General features: G+C 31.3%; 14 protein-coding genes and 1 tRNA gene. 5 read left to right on the top strand and 10 right to left on the bottom strand.

The genetic code is table 11. From position 1 onward, the window contains the following. Positions 1–3: 3 nt before the first annotated feature. Together ABD077_RS22210 and ABD077_RS22205 are read left to right on the top strand one after the other, a co-directional pair. Positions 4–921 (top strand): glutaminase, encoded by a 918-nt coding sequence (locus ABD077_RS22210; RefSeq protein WP_343914405.1) that lies wholly within the window; start codon positions 4–6, stop codon positions 919–921. 49 nt (positions 922–970) lie between these two features. After that, entirely contained in the window at positions 971–1,396 is a 426-nt protein-coding gene (locus ABD077_RS22205) for a tetratricopeptide repeat protein (RefSeq protein WP_343914404.1), read from the top strand. A gap of 21 nt (positions 1,397–1,417) precedes the next feature. Here ABD077_RS22205 and ABD077_RS22200 read toward each other — a convergent pair whose 3' ends face one another. The 8 genes from ABD077_RS22200 to ABD077_RS22165 form a co-directional block, all read right to left on the bottom strand. Beyond that, the gene (locus tag ABD077_RS22200; protein WP_343914403.1) at positions 1,418–3,652 is read right to left on the bottom strand and encodes a tetratricopeptide repeat protein; all 2,235 of its coding nucleotides are present in this window, start codon (positions 3,650–3,652) and stop codon (positions 1,418–1,420) included. 6 nt (positions 3,653–3,658) lie between these two features. After that, positions 3,659–4,789 carry a dTDP-4-amino-4,6-dideoxygalactose transaminase gene (gene rffA, locus ABD077_RS22195; RefSeq protein WP_343914558.1) on the bottom strand — a complete coding sequence of 377 codons (1,131 nt, stop codon included), beginning with the start codon at positions 4,787–4,789 and terminating at the stop codon, positions 3,659–3,661. Positions 4,790–4,818: 29 nt separating this feature from the next. After that, complete coding sequence (locus ABD077_RS22190; RefSeq protein ID WP_343914402.1) at positions 4,819–6,558, bottom strand: HTTM domain-containing protein; 1,740 nt, start codon at positions 6,556–6,558, stop codon at positions 4,819–4,821. A gap of 21 nt (positions 6,559–6,579) precedes the next feature. Continuing rightward, positions 6,580–7,239, bottom strand: a complete 660-nt coding sequence (locus tag ABD077_RS22185; protein WP_343914401.1) for an acetyltransferase — start codon at positions 7,237–7,239, stop codon at positions 6,580–6,582. 77 nt (positions 7,240–7,316) lie between these two features. Further along, positions 7,317–8,231: a glycosyltransferase family 2 protein gene (locus ABD077_RS22180; protein ID WP_343914400.1), complete on the bottom strand. Its 915-nt coding sequence runs from the start codon at positions 8,229–8,231 to the stop codon at positions 7,317–7,319. After that, the gene (locus ABD077_RS22175) at positions 8,228–8,926 is read right to left on the bottom strand and encodes a WbqC family protein (protein ID WP_343914399.1); all 699 of its coding nucleotides are present in this window, start codon (positions 8,924–8,926) and stop codon (positions 8,228–8,230) included. The genes ABD077_RS22180 and ABD077_RS22175 overlap by 4 nt, the downstream gene beginning before the upstream one ends. A 171-nt stretch (positions 8,927–9,097) precedes the next feature. Continuing rightward, complete coding sequence (locus ABD077_RS22170) at positions 9,098–10,051, bottom strand: Gfo/Idh/MocA family protein (RefSeq protein WP_343914398.1); 954 nt, start codon at positions 10,049–10,051, stop codon at positions 9,098–9,100. 2 nt (positions 10,052–10,053) lie between these two features. Then, on the bottom strand, positions 10,054–10,629 hold the full coding sequence (locus ABD077_RS22165) for an acyltransferase (protein ID WP_343914397.1): 576 nt from the start codon (positions 10,627–10,629) through the stop codon (positions 10,054–10,056). A 322-nt stretch (positions 10,630–10,951) separates the two neighbouring features. Between ABD077_RS22165 and ABD077_RS22160 the strand changes: the two genes are divergently transcribed. Next, positions 10,952–12,925: a tetratricopeptide repeat protein gene (locus ABD077_RS22160; RefSeq protein ID WP_343914396.1), complete on the top strand. Its 1,974-nt coding sequence runs from the start codon at positions 10,952–10,954 to the stop codon at positions 12,923–12,925. A 10-nt stretch (positions 12,926–12,935) separates the two neighbouring features. After that, the gene (locus tag ABD077_RS22155; protein ID WP_343914395.1) at positions 12,936–14,036 is read left to right on the top strand and encodes a glycosyltransferase family 2 protein; all 1,101 of its coding nucleotides are present in this window, start codon (positions 12,936–12,938) and stop codon (positions 14,034–14,036) included. Here ABD077_RS22155 and ABD077_RS22150 read toward each other — a convergent pair whose 3' ends face one another. Both ABD077_RS22150 and ABD077_RS22145 read right to left on the bottom strand, forming a co-directional pair. Then, on the bottom strand, positions 14,037–14,975 hold the full coding sequence (locus ABD077_RS22150; RefSeq protein ID WP_343914394.1) for a lysylphosphatidylglycerol synthase transmembrane domain-containing protein: 939 nt from the start codon (positions 14,973–14,975) through the stop codon (positions 14,037–14,039). It lies immediately after the preceding gene. 176 nt (positions 14,976–15,151) lie between these two features. Further along, positions 15,152–15,224 (bottom strand) — tRNA-Gly (locus ABD077_RS22145). 342 nt (positions 15,225–15,566) lie between these two features. On the opposite strand from ABD077_RS22145, the gene ABD077_RS22140 reads away from it, so the two are divergent. Further along, a partial coding sequence (locus ABD077_RS22140) for a collagen-like domain-containing protein (RefSeq protein ID WP_486303263.1) occupies positions 15,567–16,785 on the top strand: 1,219 nt, incomplete at its 3' end.

Genomic DNA, 16,785 nt, shown 5'->3' with positions numbered 1-16,785 from the left:
TGTATGGAGTATCAAAGTATTTTAAATAGCATAGAAAAGGAAGCTTCTTATAAGGAATCTAGCGGAAATGTTGCTTCTTATATCCCTGAATTAGCTAAAATTGACCCTAATAAATTTGGTATGCATCTATATTGCATCAATTCTGGCCACTATGGTTTTGGAGATCAACAGGAACGTTTTTCTATTCAAAGTATCTCAAAAGTATTTTCATTAACACTAGCGATGTCTTTATTAAATGATGATGAATTATTTAAACGCGTAGATGTAGAGCCTTCGGGAGACCCTTTCAATTCTTTAGTACAGTTAGAATATGAAAATGGAATTCCAAGAAACCCATTAATAAATGCAGGTGCATTGGTTATTGCGGATATACTAATTTCTACTTTAGACAATCCGGAAGAAAAATTTTTAAATCTCATCCGTACTATTTCAGATAATAGTGAAATTAACATCAATCCTAAAGTCTTCCAGTCGGAAAAAAAATTTAGCCATAGAAATGCCGCTTTATTAAATCTTATGAAATCATTCGGAAATATCAAGAATCCGATTGAAGCCGTTCTTGATCTTTATACTTTCCAATGCGCTATTGAGATGTCTTGTAAAGAATTAGCCACCGCTTTTATGATCTACGCTAATTCTGGAAAAACCTTGTTCGATGACACACAAATGATTTCGGAACGGAAAGTAAAAAGAATTAATGCAATCATGCAGACTTGTGGCTTTTATGATGAAGCAGGAGAATTTAGTTTTAGAGTAGGTTTACCAGGTAAAAGTGGCGTTGGTGGTGGCATAGCGGCTATTCATCCAGGTCAGTATGCGGTGACTACTTGGAGCCCTAGATTAAATCCTAAAGGAAACTCCGAGTTAGGCATGTTTGCGCTGGAAAGATTAACCACACTTACTGGGTTTTCTATATTTTAAAGGGTATTTTAGTAATGTTAAAAGATTTAAAAAAGACTAGAACTCCCATATGAATATCAAAAAGAAGAATAAAAAACTATTTATTGCACTTGAATTTCTTGTTTTTTTAATTATTCCAATCATTGTTTTTGTCGTAATCACTTCTAAAAACAGAAAAAAAATTATTAATAATTCCGCTGTTGTGCAGATAGAAAAAAAACTATCTCCCGAAGAATTGCTAAAACAGAATGCTTTAATTGAAACAGGAATTAAACTAATTAATACGAAAAAGTACAAAGAAAGCATTGAAATTAACTTGAAAGCACTAAAAATAGGCAATAGCAAGTTTGCTCATAATAATTTATGTTTTGCTTATGGAAAAATTGGAAAGTTTGAAAAAGGAATTGAACATTGCGAAAACGCTATTTTATTAGATCAGAACTTCCAACTAGCCAAGAATAATTTAAAATTAATTAAAAGTTGGATACCTAAATAAAATTATCATAAGACAAAATCTTTATTTCTTATTGACCAAAGCTTTCTTTGCCCTTTGAAGATTGTTTTTTGCTAATTTGAAATCTGGTGCTATTTTGACAGCTTTCTCACAAGCTTTTATCGCATTTTCATAATCCTCCAAATTATTATATGATGAACATATATTATTATATGCGGTTACATTATCTGGATCTATTTTTAATAATTTTTCACAGGTTATAATACAATCTTTAAAAAAGCCCAATCTGTAGTAGTTATAACCTAATGTGAGATAATCATTCACTGACATAACTTCATTCTGTAGATTTGATATTCCATTATTAGCTACTGCCATATTATTTTTTGCCAAAACAAAATCTGGACGTAGATTAATTGCCTTTTCACAAGCTATTTTTGCTTTATCATACATCTTTAATCGGTTATATGCTGAACAAATATTATTGTAGGCAAGGCTATTATTTGGATTCATACGCAATGAGTTTTTAAATGCTTCAATGCTCTGAATATATTCTTGTTTTTCAAAATATGTTAGACCTAATTCTAAATACCCATTTACAGAAGGAGCAACTGCTAACTCATTTTGAAGCTTCAACAAATAACTTTCAGGTGTATAATCGTTTTTTACTATATAACATAAAGTAATTCCATCAATTTTAACCTCGTGAACTGTATTTTCAGGGGACCAATTAACGTTAAGGTGATCTTTTTTGTATTTTCCTTCCGCTAACATTATAATCGAATAATCCCATTTAGAAGATGCTCTTCTAGATAACGCATATTGCAAATTTGGAGTTTGATCTATATAATATTTTATTTTGGTTTGACTTCCGTAATACAAACGTATTCTTGGTGGGTTATTAGGATCTCCTACATTCTCTTCGAGCCAATCTAATGATGTTTTTACAGCAACTCCATAATAATCTATCTCATAATTCCCATATGCACCAGATACACCACCAATGAGCGGGCTAAAATATAACGCCTGCAATGGGTGATATTGTACCATAAACTTGAGAGGTTGCAACATCAGAAGTATCATGATCCCAAAAACCAGTTTTTTGATGTTCTTTCTTGGTACAATTATCCATAATTTATACCAACTCAATGCACTTATAACTACCATTGGTAATACTGTAAACATAAATTGCCTAGAACCATCATGACTATTGGGTTTTGCTACTGCTATCAAAAACATTGGAAATAACGTAGTAAATAATACTAAGGAAACATAAAGTATATTCTGTTTTGAGCTTTTATAATACAGTATCGGAATGAAGAAAAAACCTAAAAAAACATGTAATGGCATCATGATGATGAAAAGGTTTTTTATCGCATAATACCAAGGCATATCAAAACTACTTTTCCAAATCCCCTCAAATAATTGTAAATTTTCAAACCCTCGAAAATCTTTTGCTGCAATAAATACTTTTATTGGATTTGTTAAAGGATTCATTTGAGCATATGGCCAGAGCAAACTAATACTTAAATATGCTACAAAACAGATCGTAACTACTTTAGTAAATAGTAAACCTGTTTGTTTGACATTTACCTTCTTAAATCCTTTTTGATAATTTTCCAGAAACCACCAACTGAAGACTGCAAGCAAAAGATATCCAAAAACAAGAAATCCTATCAACCTGATATTAACCAGAAGTGACATATTTATTATCAAAAATAGTACTCTTTTTATTGTAATTACTGGGAGTTCTTTTACCAATTTTACGATATGGAATATAGAAAACAAATAAAATGCTGCCGCTGGAATATCTTTTGGGTTATTCATGGAGTACCCAAAAGTTAAAGGGACCAATACAACAAAAATTAATGTTAATAGACCTGCTTTCCATCCTGCTATTTCTTTAGCAAGAAGTCCACAAAACACAAAGAGTAAAAAACCAAAAATGGCATTTAGAAAATTCTTAAACACATATTTATCACCCAGAAAATCAAAATATTGATATAAAAAACTAGATAACAAATCAAAAAAACCTCCAAAGCCATTCATCCCTCGATGTTCATAATCCACATTTTTCCCTACGTCTAATAAGGTTCCATCTTCATGCAACGGACTTAATGAAGCCGTCTCATCAATACCTTTGAAATAATCCAATATTCGCTCACCATGCTCCAAATGAATCCGAGCGTCTTCCAATGGACCATAATCAAAACTTAGTACCGACATTACTATTCCAATAATAACTGCTACTGAAATAAAAATCAAACGATCTGTAATCTTTGGAAATCTTATCATTTTCATAAGATCTTATCTTTTATTGAAAAAATCATTTATCAGACTAATTATTTTTCTTTGATCTTCCATATCCAATTCATAGTACAATGGTAATCGCAACAAACAATTAGCAAAATTGTCACTATTTTTCAATATTTTGGGTTTATTTTCTCTTTGGTAAAAAGGGCTTTTATGCAATGATAAATAATGAAAAACACACTGAATTCCATAATCTTTTAGAAATGAAATTAACTGACTTCTTTGCTCAATAGAATCGCATATCAAATAAAATAAATGTCCATTCGTAGTGGCGTACTCAGGTATATAAGGCAATTTAAGCAACCCGTCTAACGCTAATTGCTGAAAACCATCTTTATAACCATTCCAAAGATGCTTTCTTCTGGATTGAATCTTTTCCAAGTTTTCTAGTTGTGCATATAAAAAAGCAGCTGTAACATCTGAAGGTAAAAAAGAAGAGCCTATATCTACCCAAGAATACTTATCTACTTCGCCTCTAAAAAATGCCGAACGATTTGTACCTTTTTCCCAAATAATTTCCGCTCTTTTTTCAAAAAAATCATCATTAACTACCAGCATTCCCCCTTCTCCAGCAATAATATTTTTAGTCTCATGAAAAGAAAATGCAGCTAGGTGCCCTATACTTCCAAGAGGTTTATTTTTATAATATGAGTCAATAGCTTGAGCTGCATCTTCGATCACAAACAAGTCATATTTATTCGCAATTCCCATAATTTTATCCATATCACAAGCTACACCAGCATAGTGAACTACTATAATTGCCTTTGTCTGATTAGTTATAAGCCCCTCTAATGTATCGGCATTGATATTAGGATTGTTATGATAACTATCTGCAAAAACTACTTTTGCGCCTCTTAACACAAACGCATTTGCTGTAGATACGAAAGTATAAGATGGCATAATAACTTCATCCCCAGGTTGAATATTAACAAGTATAGCTGCCATCTCCAAAGCATCCGTACATGATGAAGTTAACAGACAATTTTTAAAGCCTACATTTTGAACAAAATACTCATGACACTTTTTGGTATAATAACCGTTACCTGAGATTTTGCCTCTTGCGACTGCATCTTTAATATAATACAATTCATCGCCTGTCATATAGGGTTTATTAAAAGGAATCATCATTCGTGTTCGCAACTTTTAAGTTTTTATTACTCATCCCATTTTATGTTAGGTCTTTTCTTTTCCCATGTTAAAACCCCAACTTTTTCCCAAGGAATTTCCATGTTTTTATGCAATAAATCCCTTTCCCATTTAAAAGAAACTTTTATCTTTTTCTTTACGATATCAAACTCCTGTTTATCAGAAAGATTTATTTCATTTTTATGAGCCCAGAAAGATGAATACTCTATAAGTCCTTTACGCAAATAATAATGTGTCTTAGAAACGTACGGCCTATTTACTCGCCATATCCAGTAGGCATAAGTACCTCCAGCCATATAACTATCTAGTAATCCTTGCTCATCCAATATTGGAAGCAATTTATCCTTATATTTTATTGAATAAACTTGATTATACCCTTTAAAATGTGCATCTGAAAAAACTCCATGAAATGTAACTCCCAAATAGTGATAGCCAAAGTGCTTAATTGAATTTGAAAAGGTACTGTTTGTTTTAAAAAAACCTAAGTTTAAGTTTATTTGTAAAAAACCATACAATATTACAATAAAAAGCAAACCGTAATCTCTTAACCGAATTATTTTGGTTTGTACATGACTTTCATTAAATGGCGTTATTTCGATATCTTTTGTATTCTTTAACAAAGAAAAAGCTTCATTTCCTCCATAAAAAAATCTTATTATTCTTATAACTACATAGCTCAATGGTGCTAATCTTACAATCTTATTTAAGGCATCATCATTTGGTAAGTAATTATTCTTATCAAGTATAAAAACTATGGATTTTGAATTTTCTTCGTTAAAGATTTCCAAACTTTTCGAAGTTGATTTCTTGATAAACTTAATACTATGAAAAATATCAAAGAATTTAATTAGAACTACTATCTTATGTATATCCAATACATTTTCATCATAATACAAAACTATCTTTTTAGGTCTATTAGTAAGCTTTTTAGTAATTTTTTCCCAAATTGAAACAGGGACTAACAATAAGTAGAGAATAATATACCCAATTGCAAAGTAAGGTATTGGATATATTAGGAAAATTCCTAAATGAAGACCAACTCCAATAACTATCAATAAATATCTGAATCTTTTATTCCAAAAAAGAAAGATAAAAACAAACTCAAATATCATGGTTAGATTTGATAGAAACTTAATCAACCACTCTTGATTCAAAAGCCATTGAGCATCCGTCATAGTTATTTGTGGAAGAGAAGAAGGCAACCATATTCCCAATCCATTTAGCCACATTGGTGATTTCATTTTATACACTACAGCAGCATCGAAATACACCAAACCAACTGCTACAAATACTGGAACTAAATAATTAATTTTAGAAACCTTTTCGATCTTATAAAGAACACCCTTGTTTAAATACTCAATCTTTTTTCGTAGCAAATCCAATGATAATTCTTTTTGGATTGGCAAAAATATTAACAGCAAATTGATCCCGATATAGGCATAAATCATGTGGTATTCATAGTCTTTCATAGTTGATATAAAAACCACTGTAAAAACATAATTAATTATGGTCGCTACTCTAGTATATAAACCTATACATAAAAGAAAAACGAAGACCATCCACATGAGGAGAAGTAACGTCACATCGGGAAAATGTGTGTCTAAAAAAGGAATTTTATCAAAGTATAATTGCCTATAATTAAATACCCATATTAATTCAAATAGAAAATTAAGGGCATAAGCAATTCTAAAAACTGCTAATCCCTTTGCTGAAATTTTTTTAAAAAGTATTTTTTTTATCAAATTCAATTATTGTTATTTTACCAAAATTCACACATTGGTATTCGCACTGTCATAATTATAAATTGTAGTCCCATTAGCTGAGTACACACCATTTTTAATTGTATTTTTTTTTATAACAGCTCCACAACCAATAATACATTTTTCTTCAATTATTATATGATCTCTAATTGTAGCATTTATACCAATGAAACAATTATTTTTCACTTTTACTTTTCCAGAAATAGTTGCTGATGGTGCAAGAAAACAATGTTTTCCGATATTAGAATGATGGGCAACAATACTACCTGACCACATTACTGTATTTTCTCCAATTATTGTTTCAGGTTCAACAATGCAACCATCAAAAATAAAACAACCTTCTCCAATGTTCTTGTGATCCCAAATATGTGCTCTAGGGCTAATATAGGTGACTATTTTATAACCTTGCTCTTTTGCATTTAAATATAATCTTTCTCTAACACTACTAAGTTTATTTGGTCCAATTGCAATTAATAATTCCGTAGTTTTAGGAGGGTAACTATGTAATAAATCTTCAAAATTGATCACGGGTAGTCCACAAAATTCTTTTTCAGTGTTATAGTCTTTTTCTACAGAAAAAGCGACAACATCATTTTTAAGATCTCGTCTAATATATTGTATCGCAATTTCCGCTAGGTTACCTGTTCCAATAATAACAATAGATTTCATTTTACAAATCAATTAGAAAACATTATATAGAGTCCATAATCTCTTTCAATTTCAGGCAATAATATCAGATCAAAAAGTCAATCGTGAATTTTTGATATTACTGTTAAAGGTCTTTGCTTGACCTCATTAAAGATTTTAGATAAATAAATCCCTAATATACCAATACTAATTATAATCAAACCACTCAAAAACCATATAGAAACAATCAAAGAAGGCCATCCTTCTAAATAATCCTTATAAAAAACAGCACGTATTACAAAATATACTAAAGAAACGAAAGAAGTAACACTAACGATCAATCCTAAATAAAAAACATAGATTAACAATCTATTAGAAGTAGCGGTAATTGCATTCACTAAAAGACTCATCTTTTTCCTAAAAGTATATGTAGTATCTGGCCTTGAACCCTTTGCAACAGGAACCGATATCTGATTATATCCTACCATCGCAAAAACACCTCCTAAAAATAGTTCTTTCTCGTTATATTTTTTTAATGAATCAACATATGCCCTAGTCATCAAGCGAGCCATTAATATATTTTCTTCTATAGGTATTTCGGACATCAAATTGAACATTTTATAAAAAAACTTTCCAGTTATTTTTTCGAAATACTTTCCTTTTCTTTTTTCCTGTACACCATAAACAACAGCTACGTTTTTATCCATGAGTATAGAGTAAAAATCTAACAATAACTCTGGAGGTTCTTCTAAATCAATATCCAAAAGAAATATAAAATCTCCAGAAGCATATGTTAAACCAGTCATCACTGCTTTATGATGCCCAAAGTTCCTTGAGAGTTCTATGAGTTTTACCTTGTCGTCTGCTTCTCTCACATCCAATACTTCCAAATTAGAATTATCAGGTGATCCATCATTAACAAAAATCAATTCATAATCTGTTGTAATTTCCTGAACTACTTGTGTAATTCTTTGATAAAATTCTTTTACAAATCTTTCAGATTTATATAAAGTTGTAACTACAGATAATTTCATGAATCAAATGTTTTAAGAAATCTTTTGGCTTGATCTCCTTCATTAAAAATTAAATCAAGTATACTTACAGAATGCTCAAAAGGCTCCCACATCTGATTATACTGTTTATACCCTGTATAATCCATCCATTCTATCTTAATAGATCTTTGTTCAAATAGTGACTGATTTATATAAGCTTTTGCCGCAGGTCCTGAAATATATGTATTGGCTTCCAATTTCTCACAAGCATCTATTAATCTTCCATTAGCATCTCCCCTAAGAGAAAGTGTTCTACTATTAACAATTGATGTTTGCACACCCAAAATATCACAAATTTCAACAATAAACCTGTGATTAATTTCACTTAAAAATGGTGTATCTATGCTTAAATATAATTCCGCAAATCTTTCTTTATATTTTTTAAAGAAGGGTGATTTCCCATATACTGCTTGTAAGGTGTTCCAATGTTTTTTATTCCATTTAGAAAGAAAAACTTTGGTTTCATCTATAGTTTGCTGAAGACTATTTTGTTTAACTGAAATGGTAATCCATTCCAAACCATTTTTAGTTTTTAGAAGATTTCGATTTCGCCAATCATTTTTGGTATATTGAACTTCATCATATATAACAAAAACATCAACCATATTAATCATATCAAAATATCCTTTCCAAGGTATATAGTTTGACTGTGATATGGCTATTTTTCTTGAGATCATTCTTTTCTATAAAAGAAGACATGTATATTTTCCTGGTCAAAGGATTTTTAATATAAATCAGGGCAAAACATATCAATTCCGGATCTATGAAAATAATAAAATTGTGTTAAAAGACCCAAAAAAACTCAAACAACTGAGCAAGAAACATATAACTATTTCATTTCTAGAAAATTAAGAAAATTTCTTCACAAAAGGGTGATAATCTTCTTTTAATGGAGAAATCTCAGCATTCCTGATATCATGAACAATTTGTATAGAAGGTTTTGCTTCTAATAACCCAAATCCTTCAGCTTTTAGAATGCTTTGATAACTTTTGGTATGTAATTCTGTAAATCCAGTACTAAACTCAATCTCCTCATTATCTAAAGTAATAGATCTATAGGTACGCTTACCTTCCGCTTTTATATGCTCAGGAATATTATCATAATTAATTGACAAAAACCATCTTACCCTTGCCTTTTCGAATTCTAAAAAACCTGATGCGCTATCATCGGTTAGTAAATGAACCTTATTCCCCTTAACTTCGCCAAATACCCAAGATAACATATCATAAAAATGAACTCCAATATTCGTTGCGATTCCACCAGATTTAGAAACATCCCCTTTCCATGATGCATGATACCAGTTACCTCTAGAAGTTAGATATGTTAAATCAAAATCATATATTTTATCCTTAGGCCCGTTTTCTACCTTCTCCTTTAAGGCTATTATACTAGGATGTAATCGCAACTGAAGAATTGTATTTACATTACCCTCAGATTCATTTTCGATTTCGACTAAAGTATCTATATTCCATGGGTTTAAGACTAAAGGTTTTTCGCATATTGCGCTCGCTCCTCTTCTTAATGCCATTCTAATATGAGAATCATGCAAATAGTTTGGAGTACAAATACTTACATAATCCAACTGTATATTCTTTCTTCTTTTTAATTTTTCGATATGTCGATCAAAACGCTCAAACTCCACAAAGAAATGAGAATCAGGAAAATAACTATCAATAATACCTACACTATCGAACTTATCTAATGCAGCTATTAAATTATTGTCAGTATCTTTTATTGCCTTTAGATGTCTAGGAGCAATATACCCTCCCACACCCATTATTGCAAAATTTTTATTGCTCATAATTAAATTTTAAATACAGTTTCATTAACAAGTTTATACACCTCTCTACTTTCCGAACAAATAGCTTTATTTCCATCCTTAAAATCCAACTTACAACCATACTCACTCATCCATCCGATTTGTCTTGCCGGATTCCCTACCATAAGAGCATAAGCTTTAACTTCTTTAGTTATAACGGATCCTGCTCCAATAAAAGCATACTTGCCGATATCATTTCCACATACAATAGTAGCATTTGCTCCAATGGTTACTCCCACTCCTAGATGGGTTTTTAGGTATTCTCCTCTTCTATTTACAGCGCTTCTTGGATTAATAACATTGGTAAAAACGCAAGAAGGACCTAAAAAAACATAATCATCACACGTAACTCCAGTATACACAGAAACATTATTCTGAATTTTCACATAATTACCTATTACAACCTCAGGAGAAATGACAACATTTTGACCAATGTTACAATTACTCCCAATTTTGGAACCAGTCATAATATGAGAAAAATGCCATATTTTAGTACCATTACCAATTATACATCCATTATCAATAATGGCAGTTTCGTCAGCAAAATAGTTTCCATCCATCTGTTAAGTTTATTAATTAAAAAAAGGGTTTCTTTTAACGCTAAATATAAAGTAAATCATTTGAATATCTTTTCTAATAAAAAAACACTACCATGCTTTATTAACATTTTGTAATTGATTGAACTGATAATTAAATAATTGTACCACGTGATTATTTAAAACAAAAAAATTATCGCCATCTTCATTAAAAAAGATAGAAAAACAATTATATTTAAACTCATTAACATTTATAACACCAGTTAAGATTAACGAATTATTGTACCTTATAATATTTCGGAAAAGTTAAAAGTCCACCTTATCCTTTATAAAGTCTCAAAGTAAAATGTTTAAAAATTCTACCTCTAAAAAATTTGAAATCAGAATTTTAACAATAATTCTTATCTCTACTTTTTTACTATATCTTAATCATTTCAACAATCCTTTTATCTTTGATGACACCCATACAATAGAAAGTAATAACTCAATCAGAACTCTGAATAATTGGACCACTTTTTTCACAGATGCTGATACTTTTAGTTCTTTACCAGCTAATAGAGCTTATAGACCAATGATTACATTGATGAATGCGATTGATTATAATATTGCAGGAGAATTAGACCCTAGTTATTTTCATTACCATATCTTTTTTTGGTTTCTAGTATTAATTGTTTTTGTTTTTGTTTTATGTAAACATATATACAAAATATCTCTAAAAAAAGATAAGTATGCAGGCATAGTTGCACTTTTTTCTATAGCTTGGTTTGCATTCCACACTGGCAATGCAGAAACCATTAATTACATATGCGCACGTTCCGACTCATTTTCTACACTTTGCATTGTAGCTTCTCTTCTACTATATATCAATCCTTTTAGTCGAAAATGGCATTTATACATTATCACTATGATTATTGGAATTTGGACGAAACAAACTGGAGTAATGTTCTTTCCTATTTTAGTTACATACATTATCCTTTTTGAAGAACATACCTTCTTAACCGATTTTAGAACAGAAACAAGAACTAAAACAATAAGCATTCTGAAAAAAGTACTACCTACAGGAATTATTGCTTCTTTTTTGTTTATTTTAAACCAATATTACTTAACCCCAGAATCCACAGACTCTACTAATTTCTCAGTTACAAGGTTCGAATATATAAGTACTCAGTGGTATGTAATCAAACATTATTTGAGCAACTTCTTTCTGCCTATAAATCTTAGTGCTGACCCGGATATTGCTATAATCAAACCTTGGTATAATTTTAAAATACTTTCAGGTTTAATCATTATTATAGTTTTGTTTTATTTAATGATAAAAACATCCTTAAAAAAAGAACTTAGACCTATTGCTTTTGGGATAGCTTGGTTTTTTATTGCTCTATTACCAACCACATTAAACCCCCTTTTTCAAATAGCAAATGATCATAGAATGTTTTTCCCATTTATTGGACTCTTTATTGCTGTTCCTTACAGTGTTTTGATCTTAGTTAAAAATCAGAAAGTTTTCGAACAAAAAAAGCTTTTATATCTTATTCCGGTAACCCTATTTATTCTTGCAGGGAATGCTTACGGAACTGTACAAAGAAATAAAGTCTGGAATTCTCATGAATCCCTTTGGTTGGATGTGACTATTAAAAGTCCAAAAAATGGCAGAGGCCAAATGAATTATGGATTAACTCAAATGGAGAAAGGCAACTATGATATCGCTCTAGAATATTTTGAAAAAGCAAATTCGTTGAGTCCAAATTACTACATTTTACATACAAATCTTGCCATTCTCTACTCCGCAAAAAAAGATTTTCAGAAAGCAGAAAGTTATTTCGATTCAGCAATAAAGTTAAATACGAACTCACCTTCTCCTCATTATTTTTTTGCACAATACCTTTCTGATCAAAAAAGATATTTAGAAGCAAAAAAACAGGTAGAAATTGCACTTCAAAAAAGCCCAAATCATATCCAATCAAAAAATCTGTTAGATAAAATTTCTAAAAATTCGATAAAAACAAATGAAGAACTCCATTCATTACAGACACAAGTAGAAAACTCTGAAGACCCAACAAAACTTTTAAATATTAGCCTAAAATATTATCAGATCCAAGAGTATAAATTAGTTATTTCTACCTGCAAAAAAATACTAAAAATTGATCCTAAAAACGCCTATGCTTACAATAACATTTGCTCAGCTTACAATCAATTAAAAAAATGGGAACTAGGAGCTAAAGCTTGTAAAAAAGCCATTGAAATAATGCCTAATTATGAATTAGCAAAAAACAATCTTAAATGGGCTCTAAATAACTTAGAAAAGGCAAATAAAGAATAAAAACAATATAATGCTTAACAATAAAACAATCGCTGTAGTAATACCCTGTTATAACGAATCACAACAAATTATGATGGTTCTGAATAGCATGCCTTCATTTGTAGATCGGATAATTGTGGTCGATGATGCATCCACAGACAATACGATTGATACAGTAATCGAAAATTTAAGTGATAATACATCTCCTCTAAAGTTAACCTCAAACTTAGATAATGATATTATTCCAAATATTTACAATAGAGCTGATATTGAAGTAAGGCAAAAAAGTATCGATGAAAGACAAAAATTTATTCCTTCTGAGATTGTTAACAACAATACTGGTAACGAGAAAATCATCGTAATAAAACACCTAGAAAATGGAGGTGTTGGCGCTGCGATAGCTACAGGATATAAATGGTGTAAAGATCATGACATTGATTGCACTGCTGTCATGGCTGGTGATGGGCAAATGGATCCTGCTGAATTAGAATCAATCTGTAAACCCGTTGTTGAAGAAGATATTGATTATGTAAAAGGAAATAGACTAATTCATAAGAGTGCTTGGGTTATTATTCCAAGAGTACGCTTTTTAGGAAATTCGATCTTAAGTATTCTAACTAAAATCGCTTCTGGTTACTGGGGAGTATCAGATACCCAAAGTGGATACACAGCAATTTCAAACAATGCACTTAATTCTGTTCCTTTATACGACATTTATAAAAGATATGGAATGCCAAATGACCTATTAGTAAAGTTAAATATTGCTTTTTGCACAATAAGAGAGGTCAAAATCAAACCTATTTATGGAGTTGGAGAAAAATCTAAACTGAATATTATTAAAGTATCTTTACCTATTCTTTTTTTATTAATACGATGTTTTTTCAAACGATTACAGACAAAATATTTGTATCGCAGTTTTCATCCTCTATATCTACTTTATTGGATTTCTTTCATTATTGGTATCATTAATAGTTATTTCTTTTATCAGTTGATCTCTAACTTTTTTGATCCCAACACTAAAACTCCAACGGATTACTTAATAATATTTATTTTCCTTACCATATCTGGTTTTCAATCGCTACTATTTGCTATGTGGATGGATATTCAAGACAATGAAAGGCTTTCTAAATAACTAACTTTTATCTGAAATTCTAAGTTGTTTAAGTTGTATAGGAGATAAATAAAACCAAATTGCTCCAGGAATAAAAGATAGCAACTGTAGTAAAAATATTATTAATGATAATGCAACCGCATCTTCTGCCGGAAGATGATATAATTGAAAAATGAGAACAAGAGAAGTTTCGCGTACTCCAATACCTAAAATTGTAATTGGAAGTAAACTTAGTACACCCAAAATAAAAGTTCCTAAAAACAGACCTAAATGATCAATATTGATCCCCATAGCCCAAGCTACATAATTAAAAACACCATAGATTAAAGACATACTAACCACGGTAAGAACAAAACTTAAAAAGCCTTTTACAAATCCCAAATCATGTGAAATAAAAGCGTCCCACCAAGGTCTTATCGTATTCTTTATCTTTCTTTGATATCTAAAAATAATAAAACTGGAAATAACACCTAACAAAAGCCAGAAAAGAATACCTCCATATTCTTTGGGTAAAACCAAAATTTGAAAAACAATTTGATAATAAATAAGAGCCAAAAAACTAAAAAACAATAAACAAAGTAAATCAAACAATCTATCCATAATAAGACTAGACCATCCCACCTTTTGATTCGGCAAATCATCTTTAATATAAAGTAATCTTGCAAAATCCCCTAATTTCCCTGGAGTAATATTTCCTAAAAAGACTCCAATAAAAAATACCTTAAACGCCTTAAGCATTCCTATTTTAATATTATAAGAATTAGATACTATTTTCCATCTTACACTTTTGATAAAAAAAGCAATCCAAAAAATGGTCAAAGCAACAATAACATGCAAAAAAGAAATTTTATTCACAGACTCTAATGTTGCTTTCCAACCAACCTTATAAATCAGAAAGGCTAATAAAAAGAAACCTAAGAACTTAAACCAAAAACTAATATTTAAAATACTTTTTTTCATCAAAAAACAGATATAAGGTAATATAAGAATGAACTTTGATTTATAACTAGAACTCGGTCCATTTCTCTCATAGATAAGATCGTTTTCTTAATTTACTATAAAAATGCTCAGGTAATTTAAATTTTAAACAAAGTAGTTAGTAAAAACAAAAAAACCTATCATAAAGATAGGTTTTGAGCGGGAGACCGGGTTCGAACCGGCGACATTCAGCTTGGAAGGCTGACGCTCTACCAACTGAGCTACTCCCGCTTTCGTGCGACAAATGTATTAGAATTCTTTAAAAATAAAAACTAAAAATAAATATTTTTAAAAATTGAAATATTCTCTCCTTATCAACGACTAAAAAAGATACTATTATTACTGATTAACAATTACTTGTAAAAAATTAAATTTGCTACAAAAAAGCATTTTATCGTAAAAAAATGCATTTTATCGAATAAAAAGTGTATTTTTGTAGTTAAGAAAATATTAATATATTAGCTTCTAACTATTTTAGTAAAGTTAAATAGCTGATTTTAAAAACGTTAAATTACGTGATAACCCCAACTAAAAAAGGGTAAAACCTTTTTTAAAAGAAACTTCCTACAGCCTATGAAGGTAAAATTACTTATTCTTATATGTATATTTTCATCATTAGCCCAAGTTTACTCTCAGGTAAAAGTTGGAGATAACCCTAATCAAATAGATGCTGCATCTATCTTGGAATTAGAAAGCGTAGATAAAGCTTTTGTTTTAACAAGAATCAATACCGCTCAAATGAATTCAATCACTCCATTAAATGGAGCATTGATTTATAATACAGACGATAATTGTATTTTTCAGTATAACGACAATAGCTGGACGAGTTTATGCAGTGGAAATGATGATCAAGTTTTAACATTTGATCCTATAACTAATATTCTAACATTAGAAAATGGCGGATCAGTTGATCTTACTTCACTAATTAATGATCCAGATTCTGACCCGACGAATGAAATTCAAATTTTAAGCAAAACAGGTAATACTATTACTTTATCTAACGGTGGTGGAACTATAAACGAAACAATTTCTACTCTTATTGATAATGGTGATGGAACATTCACTTATACAGCAGAAGATGGGACAATTACCAATATCGGTACTATAGGCGCTCAGGGACCAACAGGAGCGCAAGGACCACAAGGTGATCAAGGTGTAACAGGTGCACAAGGACCGCAAGGTGACCAAGGTGTAACAGGTGCACAGGGACCGCAAGGTGACCAAGGTGTAACGGGTGCACAAGGACCGCAAGGTGACCAAGGCGTAACAGGTGCACAAGGACCGCAAGGTATTCAAGGTGTAACGGGTGCACAAGGACCACAAGGTGATCAAGGACCTACCGGTGCACAAGGACCGCAAGGTGATCAAGGTGTAACAGGTGCACAAGGACCACAAGGTGATCAAGGTGTAACGGGAGCACAAGGACCGCAAGGTGACCAAGGTGTAACAGGTGCACAAGGACCGCAAGGTATTCAAGGTGTAACAGGTGCACAAGGACCACAAGGTGACCAAGGTGTAACGGGAGCGCAAGGACCACAAGGTATTCAAGGTGTAACGGGAGCACAAGGACCACAAGGTGACCAAGGTGTAACCGGTGCACAAGGACCACAAGGACCACAAGGTATTCAAGGTGTAACAGGTGCACAAGGACCACAAGGTGACCAAGGTGCACAAGGACCGCAAGGTGACCAAGGTGTAACAGGAGCACAAGGACCGCAAGGTATTCAAGGTGTAACAGGTGCTCAAGGACCGCAAGGTGACCAAGGTGTAACGGGTGCACAAGGACCACAAG

Origin of the sequence: Aquimarina litoralis (genome assembly GCF_039523995.1) — a bacterium.
In the GTDB taxonomy this organism is placed as follows: domain Bacteria; phylum Bacteroidota; class Bacteroidia; order Flavobacteriales; family Flavobacteriaceae; genus Aquimarina; species Aquimarina litoralis.
Note: the sequence above shows the minus strand (reverse complement) of the source record. Positions and strands in the feature narration are given on the sequence as shown.

What these genes read in the sequence shown, in the direction of transcription:
- ABD077_RS22205 (WP_343914404.1), top strand. Translation starts at nt 971, where the DNA reads ATGAATATCAAAAAGAAGAATAAAAAACTATTTATTGCACTTGAATTT.
- ABD077_RS22160 (WP_343914396.1), top strand. Translation starts at nt 10,952, where the DNA reads ATGTTTAAAAATTCTACCTCTAAAAAATTTGAAATCAGAATTTTAACA.
- ABD077_RS22165 (WP_343914397.1), bottom strand. Translation starts at nt 10,629, where the DNA reads ATGGATGGAAACTATTTTGCTGACGAAACTGCCATTATTGATAATGGA.
- ABD077_RS22200 (WP_343914403.1), bottom strand. Translation starts at nt 3,652, where the DNA reads ATGAAAATGATAAGATTTCCAAAGATTACAGATCGTTTGATTTTTATT.
- ABD077_RS22150 (WP_343914394.1), bottom strand. Translation starts at nt 14,975, where the DNA reads ATGAAAAAAAGTATTTTAAATATTAGTTTTTGGTTTAAGTTCTTAGGT.
- ABD077_RS22185 (WP_343914401.1), bottom strand. Translation starts at nt 7,239, where the DNA reads ATGAAATCTATTGTTATTATTGGAACAGGTAACCTAGCGGAAATTGCG.
- ABD077_RS22175 (WP_343914399.1), bottom strand. Translation starts at nt 8,926, where the DNA reads ATGATCTCAAGAAAAATAGCCATATCACAGTCAAACTATATACCTTGG.
- ABD077_RS22155 (WP_343914395.1), top strand. Translation starts at nt 12,936, where the DNA reads ATGCTTAACAATAAAACAATCGCTGTAGTAATACCCTGTTATAACGAA.
- ABD077_RS22210 (WP_343914405.1), top strand. Translation starts at nt 4, where the DNA reads ATGGAGTATCAAAGTATTTTAAATAGCATAGAAAAGGAAGCTTCTTAT.
- ABD077_RS22180 (WP_343914400.1), bottom strand. Translation starts at nt 8,231, where the DNA reads ATGAAATTATCTGTAGTTACAACTTTATATAAATCTGAAAGATTTGTA.
- ABD077_RS22170 (WP_343914398.1), bottom strand. Translation starts at nt 10,051, where the DNA reads ATGAGCAATAAAAATTTTGCAATAATGGGTGTGGGAGGGTATATTGCT.
- rffA (WP_343914558.1), bottom strand. Translation starts at nt 4,789, where the DNA reads ATGATTCCTTTTAATAAACCCTATATGACAGGCGATGAATTGTATTAT.